The organism is Clostridium sp. TW13 (assembly GCF_024345225.1).
GTDB lineage: Bacteria > Bacillota > Clostridia > Clostridiales > Clostridiaceae > Inconstantimicrobium > Inconstantimicrobium mannanitabidum.
In genome coordinates this window covers 1,541,969-1,557,527 of record NZ_BROD01000001.1, presented here as the reverse complement: position 1 = coordinate 1,557,527, position 15,559 = coordinate 1,541,969, and the positions used below count along the sequence as shown (strand labels likewise).

Here is a 15,559-nt window from a genome sequence, read left to right as displayed (position 1 = left end):
ATTTTATTCAGAAGTTTTTATAAGTTTATGCTGCCACTTCCCTCTTTTATATACTGCAAAACCATAAAAACAGATTATCAGATTACTAAAACTCATAGAAAACCATATTCCTGTAGGTCCTAAACTTGTAAAGTTCTTAAGTATTAATATTAATGGTAATCTTACTGCCCATAACCTTCCAACTTCCATAAACATTGAGTATTTCGTATGACCAGACCCCTGGAATACTCCTTGGAATATGCTGAACAATCCCATTAATGGCATCATTAAAGATGTAAAGAATAGATAACTTAAGCTTTGAGCTATCATATTTTGATCATCACTAGATTGCATAAAGAAACTGATAACTGCTGTATCCTTCCATATTAAAAATATGGCCCCAACTATAGATAATACAAGAGTTAATACAACTGCTTTCTTAAATCCTTCTTTTGCTCTTACTACATTATTATTACCTAAATTTTGTCCAATAATTGAAGTTAATGCTGTTCCAATCCCCATTGGAGGTTGCATTAATAAAGAGCTTATTCTATTAACCATACCAAAAGCTCCTAAAGTTGAAGTACCAAAGGATGCAATAAATATATTAAGTACCATAAACCCTAGTGCTGAACCAGACTGTCCAACTGAAGATGGGATTGCTACTTGTAGTACTTTTTTTATAATTCCCTTGTCAAATTTAAAACCTCTTAATCTTGGTTTTATTACTGATGACTTTTTGAACATAATATACATAGCCACAGCTGCAAGGACAATCTTAGATGTTAATGTGGCTATTGCAGCTCCGCCAATTCCCATATGAAATGTAAAAATATAAAGAGGATCTAAAGCAGCGTTAAGTATTGCACTAGCTCCACTTAAAATAGTTGGAGTTACTGTATTACCTTGAGCATTCATTACAGAGTTAAAATTAAAATAAATAAAAGTTACCACTGTATCTAAAAAACTCAACCTTAAAAAAGTAACGCTATATTTATATAAATCTCCTGTTGCTCCCATGAATCTAATTATGTACGGAGTTGTTATAAACCCAATTATAGTAAAGATCAAAGCTATAATTACTGATATCACCAAAGTTTGAGCTGCATATTTATTTGCTTCTTTATATTTCTTCGCTCCTAATAATTGTGATAATAATGCTGTGTTAGCTATGGATATTCCCATTCCTAAAGATATAAACAAAAATGTAACCGGCCAAACAAAGGAAGTTGCTGCAAACTGTACTGACCCTAGCTTACTTACCCAAATTCCATCAATAAGATTATATAAAGTTTGGATAAGATTATTTATCATTATTGGCACAGATAATGTAATTAAAACCTTATACATACTTCCATTCAATATAAGTTCACTTTTTGATTGCTTTTTCATACGTTATTCCCCCCCTAGGTATTATGTCATAAATAGTATTGTACCATAAATATTCATATCGTGCTTAAATAAAAATTAATTGAAATATATATAGCAAAGCTATCATATGATTCATATAATTTATGGAATAGTCTTTGTAGGTGGTGAATTCAATGTCTCATCATAACAAAAAGAAAATGAGGGTTAAAGTACGTGATTCAAAAGATCATACTAAAAAGAGAATAAAAATTGAAAATGATTGTATCAAAATACAAATTCGTGTTAAAGACGATGAATGCGAAATCGAATAGTAAATTCCCATCTTAGGAATATTAGAAATATACATTTTATTTTAGAAAAACATAAACTTCAGATAATAGGGACTGAAGTTATCCCTTAAAAACAGTTGGCAATGTATAATTTATGACGCAACTCAAAATTTACATTGCCAACTTATATGTTATTAGTATTATAATTCTTGATTTAAATTCATTAATTCACTTATTTCTTTACTGCAATTTTCACCAGCTGCCATCTTTCTAAACAAAGGATAGAAGGTTTCTGAATTTGCTCTTATAAAATCTTTAATGTCTAAAGGTATATCTTCTCTTGTTTCTGCTGCAAAATCAAGTGCTTCAAAATATTCATCAGTATCTTTGTCTATATTTAAATTCGCTAAAAGTCTTAATAACAATTCTGAATTTGGAGCAGGCCTATTTCCCATTTCCATATCTCGCACATAGGTTGCTGAAAGTTCTAATTTATTTGCTATGTAAATTCTCTTATGATTTAATGAATGTCTTTTTGCACTGATAAATTCACCAAAATTTGAATACTTCATTTTTCTCCTCCTTATTTCTTAATTTTATTGTGGGAACTTTCCTTTTTATATAAATTAATTATATTATGGGCACTAATAATAATCAATAAAAAATAGCTAAAAAGCTTCTTTTTTATTAAATTGTTATCTATTTCTAATTTTTAACTCGCAAAAATAGGGTTTTAAGTTCTTTCATAAGTTTATCTTCCATCAATTGAACACTAGCCAATAGATTCTTAAACCTACTATTTTAACTCAAAACCCTACGGTTTATAAAATTTAATTATATTCATCTCTATGTTTTTTTATATAACTAAGATAAGGGTTAGTTTCTGTCATTGAAATATTGTTTTTATTGTTTTACTACCAGCGGGAATAGTACCCTCTTACATCTACATGAGTAAATGTAGAATATCTTCCTAAGCCACCATTGCCAAAAATTGATTCAGCATTACTAGCTACTGTAGATGGAGCTACTCCTGAAACTTGAATATCAGCTGCAACACTTTGCATATGATAAGAACCTGGTTCTCCACCAACTTCTGCATTATGCTTTGCACATCTGTATCCAGAATTTACTGTAACTGCCTTTCCTCCAAGTTTTGCTCTTAAAGCTTCCAATCTAAGTAATAATGCAGTTTTCATGCCTCCACCTAATGAACCACAGCATGGACATCTAAACTCTGATTGAGAAAAATGAGCTGTACTTACTCCAACACTAGATTTAGATAACCATTCTGAAATCTTACTGTTGGTTGCTGCCCCAACAATACCATCTGTAGTAATACCGCTTGCAGATTGAATTCCTTTTACAGCATCCAAAGTATACTGACCAAAGCTTCCATCTGCACCTGATGGTCCCAAATAGAATCCTAATTTAGATAGATTTTGTTGTAAGACTCTTACCTCAGATCCGCTGTCTCCATATTTGATAACAGTAGCTGCCTTAGCAACATTCATTGGTGCCATTAATAATGAAAAAACAACTAAAATCATTATTAATAGCTTTTTGTGATGAGTCAATTTCATTCTAACTCCCCCTTAGAATTTATTTACCAACATCACAATCAATATCTTACCTCAATTAGATTTTAATATAATTTACATATATTGTAAATTATTTTTTATCTATTTATATTTACAATTATATTTATCTATCAATATGCAACTACAAAAACTAACATATTGTTGTGTTGAAAGCCTTAAATTCTTGTAAAAATCACAAAACACATTTATATAATGTTCTAATACTCATTTCAATGATAATAATATCTATAGTTTTAACGTAAATCTACATTTAGGAAAATTGCTACAGCCTTTAAATTCTCCATATTTTCCTTTCCTTAAAATCAATTTCCCACCACATTTAGGACATCTATCTTTGTCCAAGGCATTACTTCTGCGATTTATTTCTTCATTTATTAATTTCACATGAGCCTTTCTATTTTCTTTATTATTAATGTTTAATGAAACTAACTGTGAATATATTTCTTCTTTATCTACATTATTTAAAGTTATATTTTTATATTTCTTAATTGTCTTCTTCAATTTAGTTGTATATACTACATCTGTTTTTGAATTAACTTTTAGATCTGCTTTTGTTGTGAATACTATTATAGAAATAAAATTAATATTAGAAAAATCTTGCAAGTTTTCTTTTAAAGCTTTTATATGTCCATAGTTCTGTTTTATAGGACTATATAATCGCTCCTTCCTTTTAAAAATAATCTGATTCCAATAATCATCAAATTCATTTCCTACAATCCATCCACTATAATTTTTTGTTTCAATGACAAAGATTCCATAATTCGATATCACCACATGATCTATTTGCGTTGTCTTGTCTCCAACTCTCAACATTAAATTATTTATAACCTTATATCTTTCTTTATTTAATTTAGATAATGATCTTGCAACAGATTTCTCTCCAAGATATCCGTTTATCTTAGGCTTAAAAATCTTCAATACTGATATTACAATTAAAATAAACCATAAGTACCAAAACTTAATTACTAATTCAACTATAATGTTCATCTTCTGTGCTCACCTTCGTAATTAATTTATTAGGTAGCCCTATGTACTAGTGCTATTATATCCTCATCTATTTTACTCGAATTTGTGTTCGGTGTAAACTAAAATGCTGAATTTTGTGCTAAAAACATCTTACATCAAGGTTACACACCATTAATTCATACAAAAAAAGAACACCCTCTAGGTGTTCAACTTCTCTTATCTATCAACTTTTATAATACAGCTCATAGTATCTATCTAATTTTTCTCTAATTTCATCTATGCCTACATACTTAGAGGATCTAAAGGCTTCTTTCCCTTCAACAAAAAACAAAATTATAGGTACAGTAAATATCCCATACTCAGATTGTATACCTTTGGTTTCTTCTGATTTTACCTCAACTAAGGCTATATTTTTATATTCATTAATTAGATTCTCAACTTTATCTTTTAAAAGTTTACAGGCACTACAATTTTCACTGGAGAAATACAACATACATAGATTATTTTTCTGCGTAAATTCACTTATTTCTTCCAAAGACCTTAATACTCTCATAAATCCTCCTTATTCTTCCTCCCAACTGCTATTTTATCTTTTATTGGGCTAATCATTTCGCAGCTAAAAAGCCTAGCCATTCAGATTTTATGCTTGTTTATCAAGATATATTCTACCATATACATTCATCCCAATATATAACTCTGATACAGATGTTACTATAAAATATACACCAATTACATAAGGCATGGAAAGAAAATCGAGAACTGGATTGGATAATATTATTGCTCCCAAAGCAATAGTTATTGCTGAGTACATAAGATTATATTTTGTAAACTCACCCACAGTATTTACGGACAAAAATAATAAATAAATTCCTCTTATAAGTGACCAAGCTCCATAAAGGGTTATTAGTATATTAGAACTATAAGTTTGCATATATAACAAAGTTAAACCAAACATTATATCTATTACACTGGCAAAAATCTTTCTTGGTTTCTTTACAGTAGAAATAATTCCAACAAAAATGAGCAATATGGCTACTAAATTTGATAATGTTATAATAGAATCTAAGGGATTGAAAAAAAATAAAATTCCTAGAACTGCAAATATTACTCCTTCTAAAATAAATAATCTACCTAAAAAAGCTTCCATTTTCTTGCCTCCTCTTCTGTTTTTTCTTAATAGTATCCTCAAAATATTAATAATAATACTATATCTTAGTTATTTTTATGTAAATTTAATGCTACTAAAATAAATTACTAATTTCAACTACTTTACGTCACATTTGCACTTTACTTTAACAAACTTCTTAATATTACAAGAGGGTACACTCTACCATCTGGTAAAGTGTACCCTCAATTTTATTACTTACTTTCGTTTATCCCATTAGTAGTTTGTTTTATCAACTGGTTTGTCAAAACCGTAGCTCCTGCACAGATTATACCTTGAATTATTGCTGTTGGTGAAAAACCAACTAGACCTATTGAACCAAGAATTCCGACAACCAACAGTATCCAAGGAATTGTCCAGTCAGGAACTTTAGGAGTATTCTTTAGGAACATACCCAAAACATATAGTGCAGCTATTAAAATTGCTAATTGCTCTGGCACAAATTTTAGAATATCCATCATTAACACCTCCTCTTTAAATATATATATTCACCAGCTACAAAAAGTATCCTACTTTTTCATCTTTTTTTGATAAAAATTTATTTCTTTCTAATCACATAAAAACAAAATGCTCTCTATTTTTAAAACTTATTAAACCCACCATTATATCTTACAAAACCACTCTTTGTGTTAGTTCCTTTAATAGTGTTGTAAACTACCTTTAATACGCCATTTACCCTGCACAATGGTGTGGCCTTTTCATAAGGATTTATCTTTCCTATAGGCTTTGTGCAAGCACTGTCTTCATAAACAATTTCTGAAGTACTTCCATTTGACCATTGATTCTGGTAGAAGTATGAAATACAATTTGTAGCATTCTTAACAAATTCAGTTCTTGTCCCAGAAGGCACTGGGTACTTTACCAAAGCTAATCCATTGCCATACTGTACATCCTTAACTTGAATTTTATCCCCTACATCTACCCTGCCTGGAATTATATTACCTGAGGAATCTCTAACATACAACCAATCATTCACTATTACTGCATTGCTAGTTATGGTTGTATTACTATCAGTTTTCTGATCTACTGTATTGCCGGAATTCCCACCTTGATTGTTTCCACCAGAACTTGCAGTTTCATTTGTAAGTGCTTTTACTATAGCATTAGATATACTATCTACATTATATCTATTCATATCTTCTTGACTATCTAAAAAGCAGACTTCAATTAATACACAAGGCATATTAGTATACTTTGGTACATATAAATTTCCTACTTTTACACCTCTATTGGTATAGCCTAAGCCAGCAATTGAATTACATAGCTGATTTGCTAGTTCTTCTGCCCTTCCCCCTGTAGCTGATATCCATGCTTCAACACCTTTACCCCCACCAATATTCAAGTGAACACAAAGATGAAATTGTGAGCCGCTTGCATTTGCCAAGTTCACTCTATATCCTAAACTTCCACTTACTGAATTAAATCTTTGATTGTAAGGAGTGGTATCTTTTACTTTGTATCCTAGGGATATTAATTTAGCTTGCACAGATAACCAGATTTCCTTTGTACAAGTATCTTCAACCCTTATTCCTACTGCTCCACTATCTGGATAACAGTTATGGCCTGCATCACCACTTATTAAAAGACTTTTATCTAAATACACAATATCACTCTCCATAATTTTTTTCTACTAATAATGCGCAATTTATTACTTTTCTTTCCTAAAAGCATTAAATTAGTTCTACCTTTATATATTATGTGGCTGCTTGAGATATTGCGTATTGTTAAAACAATTCTTTGCTATTTCTAATCTATATTAAAATTGATTCTATATTTTCATAATAAAAAGCAGCATCTTTATTTCTACATTATAAATAAAGACACTGTTTAAATTCAAATTATAATATGAACTTTCTCACCACATAAACTGCATTTATCTTCTTTTATATAGACTTCTGTGCTATAACCCTCTCTTCTAACAAGCAAAGCATTACACTTAGGACAATATGTGTTGTTATCTACTCCTCCTACATTACCTACATACACATATTTTAGATATTTTGTAGCTTCATATCTTGCTCTAATTATTTTTTCTATTTTTGTTTCTTCATTTTCCATTTTGTATCTTGGAAAATATCTGCTTAAATGGAGAGGCATATTTTCATTAACACTTGCTACAAACTGAGCTATTTCTCTAACTTCCTCTACAGAATCATTTTCATCACTTACAAGCAAAGTGGTTATCTCAACATGACAATGCTCATTAGCTGTTTTTATTGTTTCAAGTACTGGCTCTAATCTTGCACCACATACTTTGTTGTAATATTTATTGGTATATCCCTTTAAATCAATATTCATAGCATCTACATAAGGAAGAAGCTTTAGCAACGGTTCTTTATTTATGTAGCCATTGGTTACTACAACCACACTTGTATCATTGCTATTTTCCTTTATCTTCTTAGATGCTTCATATATATATTCGTACCACATCATTGGCTCATTATATGTAAAAGCAATTCCAACATTGTTTTCTATTGTAGGAATTATGTTAATTAATTTTTCTATACTCATATACTGTGTAGCTGGTCTACTTTGAGATATCTCATAGTTTTGGCAAAAGCTACAAGTCATATTACACCCAAAACTCCCAAAAGATAATATGCTTTTTGAAGGCTTATAGTGATATAATGGTTTCTTTTCTATAGGATCTACTGCAGCTGAAGTAAACTCACCATAATTTATTGCAACAAGTTCACCATTCTTCACAGTTCTAACTCCACATACACCAAACTTTCCTTCATCCAATAAACAATTATGTGGACATACTCTACATCTAATACTTTCTCCTTGCTTATCATAATATAAAACTTTTGATTCCAACGCTACTCACCTTCTTTGTGCCTAATAACTTCAAACTTTTCTATTTGATAATCATCTCCACTATCTATGCTGGCCTTACTACAAGCAATGTCTAGTTGTTCTTCTACAGTATCTACTCCTTCTAAATCTGGTAATAGCAGACCTCTTTTATATCCTTTTGTAACTATAACTCCATATTTTTTAGGATCTAGCTCCTCCCTTGTAGCTGGTACCGCATCCATAAGCTCATCTACAGAAATGTCTATATCCTCTAGTTCTTCCTCATGCACTGCAGGAAATCTTGGATCATTAAATGCTGCCTCTATAGCATTTCTTATTATTTCTTCTGCAACGGAATTAGTAGTTGGAGCAATAGTTCCTATACACCCTCTAAGTGCGCCAAATTTCTTTAAGGATACAAAAACTCCGTGTTTTTTATTTAAAAGTTCAGCAGGTAAATTTGAAATATCCTTTATCTTACTGCCATGAGTAAAATAATAATTTAAACTTTCCCTAGCGAGCTTTGTATATGGATTGCCTTCACTTAATTTTTTTCTCATTTTTTCTTCCTTAGATTTAATTAATAAATCTAAAGCACTGCTTTCCTCATCTTCTCTTGCAAATCTCATTACTCCATATCCAACACCAAAAGGTCCTTCGTAAGATAGAAGTTCTCCTCTAAATTTCGTTCCTTCCATTGCACCAAGAAGAATATACACAGAATTCAACCCACATTGTGCAGCTTCCTCAATCATAGTGCTATCCATATTAAACAAAGAATTTACATCGCCCTTTTCAAGACCTTCTAAAAATTCCTTATCAAACTTCTCTCCATATGGGGAATATGAATATGGTCCCTCTTCCTTAAGCTTATGAGATAAATCCCCACTAGCTATTATTACTGTTTTCCTTCCAAGTTCCTCTGCAACCTTCTCTATTTCCATACCAAATTTATATAAGGACATATTTCCAATCAAAGAGTAAGTAACGTGTACCAATTTATATTCATTGTAGTACTTATTCACAAAATATAAAGGAACCATAGTTCCATGGTCTAACTTAAAACCGTGATTATATTTTCTTAGCAAATCTGTATCCACTTTAGCTGCTGGTATTCCTTCAAAATGACAAGCAAGACTTAACTTCTCATTAAACTGTCTGTCAATTGGGACATCCATTCTAACATTCATACATCTAAACTGGCTTAAGTCTCCAGATATTCTATCCTCATCAGAAATTGCTATAGCATCTGAAAACATAGTTGCATGGGGAGTAATAACTATTATAGTTTCTGGCTTTAAATCTGATATCTCTGCTCCAATTTTATTGCAAGCATTTGTTGTTTTCTCAATCTTTCTTTCTTCACCTTTTCCCACATCTGGAATTATAATTGGTGGATGTGGCATTAAGTAATAACCCAAAACATTATTCATACACAAATTCTCCTTGCTATAAGTTTATTTCTTATATTATCCCTAAATTTTAAAATAATTATTAGGATTATATTGTTAATACTTTTTTTACTAGAAGTGTGTCCCCTTTTATCATTTACATTTATTTTCTTGTTATCCTAAAACTATTTAAAATGCATTAAGCATAATTATTTGTATACCTTTCTTTTGATTAATGTACAAAAATAGAATAAAGAGTAGACCACTATACATCTATCTACTCTTTGAAGCTTCATATTCATTAGCAACTAGTATCTTATTTGTATGTGGAATATATTTTATATAATAAGTTTTCCCATTTGCTAAGGATCCAATTGGCAACTCACAATCAAATTTAAACATCTCACCTGTATTTAAATTTGCTGCCTTAGCTCCTTCTATCCTATTGGCATAACTTCCACTACCTAATCTCAGAGATCTTATTGTAAACTTGTCGCATCTTATATCTCCTGTTGCATATTCAACTGTATTGTATATAGTTGTACAGGTTAGATATGAAAATATTAATATCATTGGAGAACTGATAATAATAGCAACTACAGCTACTATATATTTTAAGATTCTTTTCTTCGTATTTTTATCACTTTTCAATTTTTTTATTGTGTTCACACCTACAAAATAGAAAATCGTAATAAAAAAAATTATACACAAAACACCACTACGATAATCATTGAAAAAAGGACTCACTTTACTTACTATAATTCCTACAATTATGCTTATAATCAATAATATTAAATTAATTGTCATAATAATATGGCTATCTGATTTTTCTACCACTTTTGTTTGTTTATTGCTTTTCATGCTTTCTCCCCTTTTATTTATATATTAACATTGTATTACTCTAAAATTTTAATCGCAAATTTTAGAGTATGAATTCTCTAATAATTGTAAAATATAATATTTTCTAATTATTTTTAAAAGTTAATGCACATACTAACAATATTAGAAACCATATAAAAATAGAATTTAACTAATACACATTAATTATCTAAAGCAAGGTAATATACTTTATCTATTAAACTAACTAATGATACTCACATACTTTTTGGAGGAAATTATTATGTTTTTTCTACAATTTAAAAATGATAAAAAGCACTCTGCTGTTTTAAAAAAATTAACTACTTCTGTAAAAATAATTGAACATAATGAGCTTAAATGGATAGATATTATTATGCCTAGCAAAAAAGAAATTGATATGCTTAATGATATGTATGGCTTTCATGAGCTTTTACTAGAGGATTGCATGACTGAACATCAAAGACCAAAGGTGGATTCTTATGAAGATTATAGTTTTATTGTTCTTCATCTGCCTCGATACAAAAAGGATCTTTTCAGACTAGATTTTGAAGAAATAGATATTTTTATAGGTAAGAATTATCTAGTCACACTTCATGAGGGAGAGCTTAAGCCCTTAGTAAATTTGGCCAATAACTGCCAAACCAAAGAAGAAGCTCGAAAAGAATATATGGAAGAAGGCTCTGCACTTCTGCTATATGAGATAATAAAGGCTCTGTTTGATTATTGTTTTCCTATGCTTGATAAAATCGGAAATATGGTCAATCAAATAAATAAACAAGTATTTACTAATCGTTCTAAAGATATGCTTGAAAATATATCAAGAACAAAGATGCAAATAATTAATTATAGAAGTGTAATTAAGCCTCTAAGACCTGTTACTTTGACACTTGAAAAAGTTATTCTTAAATATCTTCCTAAGGATATGGATATATATTTTGATGATATAACTGATAAAATAGAAAAAATATGGGATATGCTTGAAAACTATAAAGAGGTTATAGAAGCAGCTGATAGTACCTATGCATCACTAACAAATCATACTATTAACGGGCTAATGCGTACCTTTACTATTATTCAAGTAGCTATACTTCCTATGACTCTTGTAAGTGGACTTTTTTCTATGAATGTTCAAGGTATTCCTATGCACAGTTATGCTAAAGCCTTCTGGATAGTGTTTGGAATGATATTTATTCCAACATTATTAATTGGGATATTGTTTGTTGTTAAGAGAGATAAATGGTTCTAACCTACAAGCTAAATGTAAATTTTAGTTTAAATTTAATTCAAACCTCCTATAATTATGTATAATGAATTATAGAATGTATTTAAGCATCTTGAAAAATAAATAAGTTTATATGCAAAAAATATTTGAACTTATTATCTATTTCTAGACGCCCTAAGTCATATCATTTTTGTAAGAGGTGATTCCAACTATGTATATTGCTTGCAATTGGTCGAAATCTTTAGAAATACTTTTAGAAAAGAATACTATTAAGTTAGATTATATTAAATCAGGTGCCTATGGCAATTTTAATGAAGAATTTGAAAAAATGCGTTCTCTTCATCCTATCTTGCTTCATGGTTTAGGCTATTTCGAATGTACTGGTATGAATAATATTGAAATTGTAGATTTTGATTTAGCCAATAAATTGATAAAAGATTGCAATTCTCCTCATTATGGTCTGCATCTTACGCTGAAAAATTCAGATATGTATGAAGGTATGTCCGAAGAGGACATATATAAAAGAATGTGCAAAAATATTCAACTATTTAAAAATAGTATATCTGTTCCTTTATTGCTGGAGAACATCCCTGATACACCAGAAGATAGAACGCTCTATGATCATTATCCTTATGTAAAGCCAGCACAAATTGATAGGTTGCTTTCAGATAATGACGTAGCATTCTTACTGGATATATCACATGCAAAAATTACTGCCCAATATCACGGTTTGGATGTATATGATTATATTGGGCAGCTTCCTCTTGAGAAAATAGTAGAAATTCATGTAAATGGTTCTGGATATGATAAAAATGGTTTTCCTGCCGATATTCACGGTTCTATGAAGGATGAGGACTATGAATTACTGGAATGGATACTTAAACGTGCCAATCCATATGTAGTTTCATTGGAATACATAGGAACAACTGGTGAAAATCAGCAAACAATCATCCATTCGTTAGAAAAACAACTAAATAAATTGCAAAGTATATGCAATAAAAAAATATAAAATAAGAGGAACTATATGATTAATATAACTTTAACAGTTTTACTAGCTTTTTTATGTGGTTCAATTCCTACAGGATATTTAATCATAAAAAGATTATATGGAATTGATATAAGAACCACAGGCAGTAAAAATATAGGATCAACAAACGTTAAAAGACTAGCTGGAACTAAAATATCTATCATTACTCAAACAATAGATGTTCTAAAAGGATTACTTCCAGTACTTCTAGGTATGTATCTATCAAAAATTATAGAATTACCAATAACACAAGCTACTTATGTTTCTATAATTGCAATAGCAGTTATTTTGGGACATGATTATACTCCATTTCTCAATTTTAATGGTGGGAAGGGAGTAAACACAACCCTTGGAGCATTTTTCTTGATTGCTCCACTACCAACAATCAGTGGAGTTGTAGTTCACTTAATACTAGGTAAATTCACAAATATAGTTTCTATGAGATCCATCATATTAGGAGCAACTATACCTATAATGTCTATAATTATGAACTTACAAATTAGCATAATTATCTCTTCTACTATAGCATGCTTATTGATGATATTTAGGCATAAAGATAATTTAATTAGAATAATAAATCATCAAGAAAACTAGCCTATTTAGTATATGTTATACAATAAAAACTCCACCTCGGATATTATAGGTTTAGAACCAAACTATCCAAGGTGGAGTTTCTACTATGTTATCTTTAGGGTTGTCCTACTTATTTTCTCATAAATTAATCTCTTATTGCTTGAAAAACAGCGAGCAATTAAATGTAAAAAGGCTACTGCATCTATTAATATAATTAAAATTATTAAAAAATATGAAATTGTTCTATGAGACATCCGACTACTAATAGATGATGTAATAAACGCTAAATAATTCATTCCAAAAAATACATAGTATAGAAGCGTATATCTTACTAATACTTCTTTAAATTTTAATTTTTTTCCCTTTCCTGCTACTCTTACTCTAAGAAGCCATTTGCCAAAGGTTCTACCATTAGTGAAATATGTCAGCAAAATAAAATATAAAAATACAAATATATATGGCTTAAGATACTCTCTGGAGATTATCCAAAAAACGATGAATATTCCCCAATCAAACATTAACGATATCCCCCTTCTTATAAACCCAACTGGCAAAAGCTCTAGTTGAACTTTTTCATCAAGTTTACGTACATTGGGAAGTATGCTTTTAAATATAGGAGATATCATGTATCCTATAGCTCCACCTAAAGTGTTTAGAAATAAATCATCTACATCAAATAATCTATAAGGAGCATTATAATATCCATATAGCCCACTTAATTGAGTCAACTCAAAAAATAGTGATGTGCAAAAACATATAAAAACTGTTTTTATAAAACTCTTATTAAAATAATAAGATAAATATATCCCAAGTGGAGTAAGTAAAATTGCATTAAAAGCAGCCTGTAAAAAAGCTCTTTCTTTGAAAATATGTAAATACGTTTTTGGGTGTGATTTATGAACCTGCGTATACTTCAATATTTCAGTTATAAACCGAAATGGCTTAAGTTGTATATGTTGTGTATTAGGTTTCTGAAAACTTAATACATCACGAGTTTTTGGTAATGGTAATATTATAAGATAATAAGCCACCAATAAATATAATAAAAATGAATACAGCAAAAAAGCTCTAAAAATATTAATATATCCATGTTTTCTATATTGATAAATCAAAAATGGCAGAGTAATTATTAAAGCAATAAATGGAAAACAAATTATGGCTATTTTTATTGGAAATATATATTCTGACATATCTTCAACCTCCTCGTTAGTAATAAACTTATTGTTATGCCTTGTCCAAAATTAAAGTTCTATAAACGATATATTATTAGCTAATGGAATAAAGAATTCTTTACTCCATCTTTCTATTGCCGCACTAAACCACTCTAAATTTTCTCCATTGTTTATATGCGTTGCTATAAATAAAATAATTTGGAATACCATAAACGCTTCAATGTATTTAGTATCTATTTCTTCATCAATAATACTTTTATATCCGCTAAGTATGGATTTTCGCTGTTCTAGATTATCAAAATGACTAAATAATGAGCCTAAATCCATATAATAATAGCTATTTCCGCACAAACAAAAATCTATAGGTGCCACTTGTCCTTCATGTAAAATCAAGTTTGACTTTGCAAGATCAGAATGAACTATCCCCTTTGAATTTTCTATTAATTCTAACTCATTCATTCGATTAGCAATTTCATTAGCAGCATCTACCACAACTTTAAGTTGTTCACTAGATAGAATATTTAATTCTACTCCTGTTTTAATCTTTAAAATAGTGTTTACCAACAAACTCTTATCATAAGAATATCTATCTAAATTACTATCTTTAGAATATTTCTTTGAAAATCGGTGAAATTTACCTACCATCTTACCTATAGTAAATAAAACTTCTTCATTTATTTTCGATTCCTGCACAGTACTTCCCTCTATCCATGAGAGAAGTGTTACTGGTGTCCCATCATTTAAAACTGTCACAAACGACCCTTCTTTGTTTTTTATAGGCTGTTGCACTAATATATCTGTATTTTCCCTTATAGAATTTATTAGCTTCATTTCACTTTCTAATAAGCTTACAGAATGCTTTTCATCACCAAAAACATCAAGTGAAAACTTTTCACTTGGTTTATGAATTCTGACAACATATTGTGCGTTTGTCAACTCATCTTTAACTTTATAAGTTTCATTTTCATTATGCCGTATAAATTCAACTTTAGGGCATTGAACTTCATAGTTATTTAAGGCTTCATTTAATATAGCATTCATTTTTCTCTCCTTGGAACATGATAATTGTTCTAAAATCAATGAAATATTTATATAGTAATATACTAAATTATAAAACATAGACTTCTATATTATACACTACTTCGAAAATAATTCTACAACTATGCCTT

At 29.7% G+C, this 15,559-nt stretch carries 17 protein-coding genes; 4 read left to right on the top strand and 13 right to left on the bottom strand.

The genetic code is table 11. The annotated features are described in order from the left end of the window. Positions 1–3: 3 nt before the first annotated feature. Positions 4–1,371, bottom strand: coding sequence for an MATE family efflux transporter (locus OCU47_RS07585; RefSeq protein ID WP_261827993.1), 1,368 nt, complete (start codon positions 1,369–1,371; stop codon positions 4–6). 152 nt (positions 1,372–1,523) lie between these two features. Here OCU47_RS07585 and OCU47_RS07580 point away from each other — a divergent pair, with 152 nt between their 5' ends. Further along, complete coding sequence (locus tag OCU47_RS07580; protein WP_261827992.1) at positions 1,524–1,661, top strand: hypothetical protein; 138 nt, start codon at positions 1,524–1,526, stop codon at positions 1,659–1,661. 158 nt (positions 1,662–1,819) lie between these two features. Here OCU47_RS07580 and OCU47_RS07575 read toward each other — a convergent pair whose 3' ends face one another. The 10 genes from OCU47_RS07575 to OCU47_RS07530 all read right to left on the bottom strand — a co-directional run bounded on the left by OCU47_RS07575 (position 1,820) and on the right by OCU47_RS07530 (position 10,399). Next, a complete protein-coding gene (locus OCU47_RS07575) occupies positions 1,820–2,191 on the bottom strand; it encodes a hypothetical protein (protein WP_261827991.1) in 372 nt (123 codons plus the stop codon). Positions 2,192–2,533: 342 nt separating this feature from the next. After that, positions 2,534–3,199 carry a D-Ala-D-Ala carboxypeptidase family metallohydrolase gene (locus OCU47_RS07570; protein ID WP_261827990.1) on the bottom strand — a complete coding sequence of 222 codons (666 nt, stop codon included), beginning with the start codon at positions 3,197–3,199 and terminating at the stop codon, positions 2,534–2,536. Between the two features lie 243 nt (positions 3,200–3,442). Then, on the bottom strand, positions 3,443–4,204 hold the full coding sequence (locus tag OCU47_RS07565; protein WP_261827989.1) for an NERD domain-containing protein: 762 nt from the start codon (positions 4,202–4,204) through the stop codon (positions 3,443–3,445). Positions 4,205–4,406: 202 nt separating this feature from the next. Beyond that, complete coding sequence (locus tag OCU47_RS07560) at positions 4,407–4,736, bottom strand: thioredoxin family protein (RefSeq protein ID WP_261827988.1); 330 nt, start codon at positions 4,734–4,736, stop codon at positions 4,407–4,409. Between the two features lie 87 nt (positions 4,737–4,823). Continuing rightward, complete coding sequence (locus OCU47_RS07555; RefSeq protein WP_261827987.1) at positions 4,824–5,330, bottom strand: HdeD family acid-resistance protein; 507 nt, start codon at positions 5,328–5,330, stop codon at positions 4,824–4,826. Between the two features lie 212 nt (positions 5,331–5,542). Beyond that, positions 5,543–5,806, bottom strand: a complete 264-nt coding sequence (locus tag OCU47_RS07550) for a phage holin family protein (RefSeq protein WP_261827986.1) — start codon at positions 5,804–5,806, stop codon at positions 5,543–5,545. Positions 5,807–5,928: 122 nt separating this feature from the next. After that, the gene (locus tag OCU47_RS07545; RefSeq protein WP_261827985.1) at positions 5,929–6,951 is read right to left on the bottom strand and encodes an N-acetylmuramoyl-L-alanine amidase; all 1,023 of its coding nucleotides are present in this window, start codon (positions 6,949–6,951) and stop codon (positions 5,929–5,931) included. Between the two features lie 230 nt (positions 6,952–7,181). After that, complete coding sequence (gene amrS / locus OCU47_RS07540; protein ID WP_261827984.1) at positions 7,182–8,168, bottom strand: AmmeMemoRadiSam system radical SAM enzyme; 987 nt, start codon at positions 8,166–8,168, stop codon at positions 7,182–7,184. A 2-nt stretch (positions 8,169–8,170) separates the two neighbouring features. After that, complete coding sequence (gene amrA / locus OCU47_RS07535; RefSeq protein WP_261827983.1) at positions 8,171–9,580, bottom strand: AmmeMemoRadiSam system protein A; 1,410 nt, start codon at positions 9,578–9,580, stop codon at positions 8,171–8,173. A 231-nt stretch (positions 9,581–9,811) separates the two neighbouring features. Next, positions 9,812–10,399 (bottom strand): hypothetical protein, encoded by a 588-nt coding sequence (locus OCU47_RS07530; protein ID WP_261827982.1) that lies wholly within the window; start codon positions 10,397–10,399, stop codon positions 9,812–9,814. A gap of 259 nt (positions 10,400–10,658) precedes the next feature. Here OCU47_RS07530 and OCU47_RS07525 point away from each other — a divergent pair, with 259 nt between their 5' ends. The 3 genes from OCU47_RS07525 (at position 10,659) to plsY (ending at position 13,239) form a co-directional block, all read left to right on the top strand. Next, positions 10,659–11,642, top strand: coding sequence for a magnesium transporter CorA family protein (locus OCU47_RS07525; protein WP_261827981.1), 984 nt, complete (start codon positions 10,659–10,661; stop codon positions 11,640–11,642). A 187-nt stretch (positions 11,643–11,829) separates the two neighbouring features. After that, entirely contained in the window at positions 11,830–12,627 is a 798-nt protein-coding gene (locus tag OCU47_RS07520) for a multinuclear nonheme iron-dependent oxidase (protein WP_261827980.1), read from the top strand. 15 nt (positions 12,628–12,642) lie between these two features. Then, positions 12,643–13,239 carry a glycerol-3-phosphate 1-O-acyltransferase PlsY gene (plsY, locus tag OCU47_RS07515; protein WP_261827979.1) on the top strand — a complete coding sequence of 199 codons (597 nt, stop codon included), beginning with the start codon at positions 12,643–12,645 and terminating at the stop codon, positions 13,237–13,239. An 83-nt stretch (positions 13,240–13,322) separates the two neighbouring features. Here plsY and OCU47_RS07510 read toward each other — a convergent pair whose 3' ends face one another. Beyond that, the gene (locus OCU47_RS07510; protein ID WP_261827978.1) at positions 13,323–14,408 is read right to left on the bottom strand and encodes a VanZ family protein; all 1,086 of its coding nucleotides are present in this window, start codon (positions 14,406–14,408) and stop codon (positions 13,323–13,325) included. Between the two features lie 51 nt (positions 14,409–14,459). After that, the gene (locus OCU47_RS07505; protein ID WP_261827977.1) at positions 14,460–15,431 is read right to left on the bottom strand and encodes a phosphotransferase enzyme family protein; all 972 of its coding nucleotides are present in this window, start codon (positions 15,429–15,431) and stop codon (positions 14,460–14,462) included. Positions 15,432–15,559 lie beyond the last annotated feature (128 nt).

Excerpts from the sequence above, each read along its gene's own strand:
- OCU47_RS07585 (WP_261827993.1), bottom strand. The coding sequence starts at position 1,371 with ATGAAAAAGCAATCAAAAAGTGAACTTATATTGAATGGAAGTATGTAT.
- OCU47_RS07580 (WP_261827992.1), top strand. The coding sequence starts at position 1,524 with ATGTCTCATCATAACAAAAAGAAAATGAGGGTTAAAGTACGTGATTCA.
- OCU47_RS07575 (WP_261827991.1), bottom strand. The coding sequence starts at position 2,191 with ATGAAGTATTCAAATTTTGGTGAATTTATCAGTGCAAAAAGACATTCA.
- OCU47_RS07570 (WP_261827990.1), bottom strand. The coding sequence starts at position 3,199 with ATGAAATTGACTCATCACAAAAAGCTATTAATAATGATTTTAGTTGTT.
- OCU47_RS07565 (WP_261827989.1), bottom strand. The coding sequence starts at position 4,204 with ATGAACATTATAGTTGAATTAGTAATTAAGTTTTGGTACTTATGGTTT.
- OCU47_RS07560 (WP_261827988.1), bottom strand. The coding sequence starts at position 4,736 with ATGAGAGTATTAAGGTCTTTGGAAGAAATAAGTGAATTTACGCAGAAA.
- OCU47_RS07555 (WP_261827987.1), bottom strand. The coding sequence starts at position 5,330 with ATGGAAGCTTTTTTAGGTAGATTATTTATTTTAGAAGGAGTAATATTT.
- OCU47_RS07550 (WP_261827986.1), bottom strand. The coding sequence starts at position 5,806 with ATGGATATTCTAAAATTTGTGCCAGAGCAATTAGCAATTTTAATAGCT.
- amrA (WP_261827983.1), bottom strand. The coding sequence starts at position 9,580 with ATGAATAATGTTTTGGGTTATTACTTAATGCCACATCCACCAATTATA.
- OCU47_RS07530 (WP_261827982.1), bottom strand. The coding sequence starts at position 10,399 with ATGAAAAGCAATAAACAAACAAAAGTGGTAGAAAAATCAGATAGCCAT.
- OCU47_RS07525 (WP_261827981.1), top strand. The coding sequence starts at position 10,659 with ATGTTTTTTCTACAATTTAAAAATGATAAAAAGCACTCTGCTGTTTTA.
- OCU47_RS07520 (WP_261827980.1), top strand. The coding sequence starts at position 11,830 with ATGTATATTGCTTGCAATTGGTCGAAATCTTTAGAAATACTTTTAGAA.
- plsY (WP_261827979.1), top strand. The coding sequence starts at position 12,643 with ATGATTAATATAACTTTAACAGTTTTACTAGCTTTTTTATGTGGTTCA.
- OCU47_RS07510 (WP_261827978.1), bottom strand. The coding sequence starts at position 14,408 with ATGTCAGAATATATATTTCCAATAAAAATAGCCATAATTTGTTTTCCA.
- OCU47_RS07505 (WP_261827977.1), bottom strand. The coding sequence starts at position 15,431 with ATGAATGCTATATTAAATGAAGCCTTAAATAACTATGAAGTTCAATGC.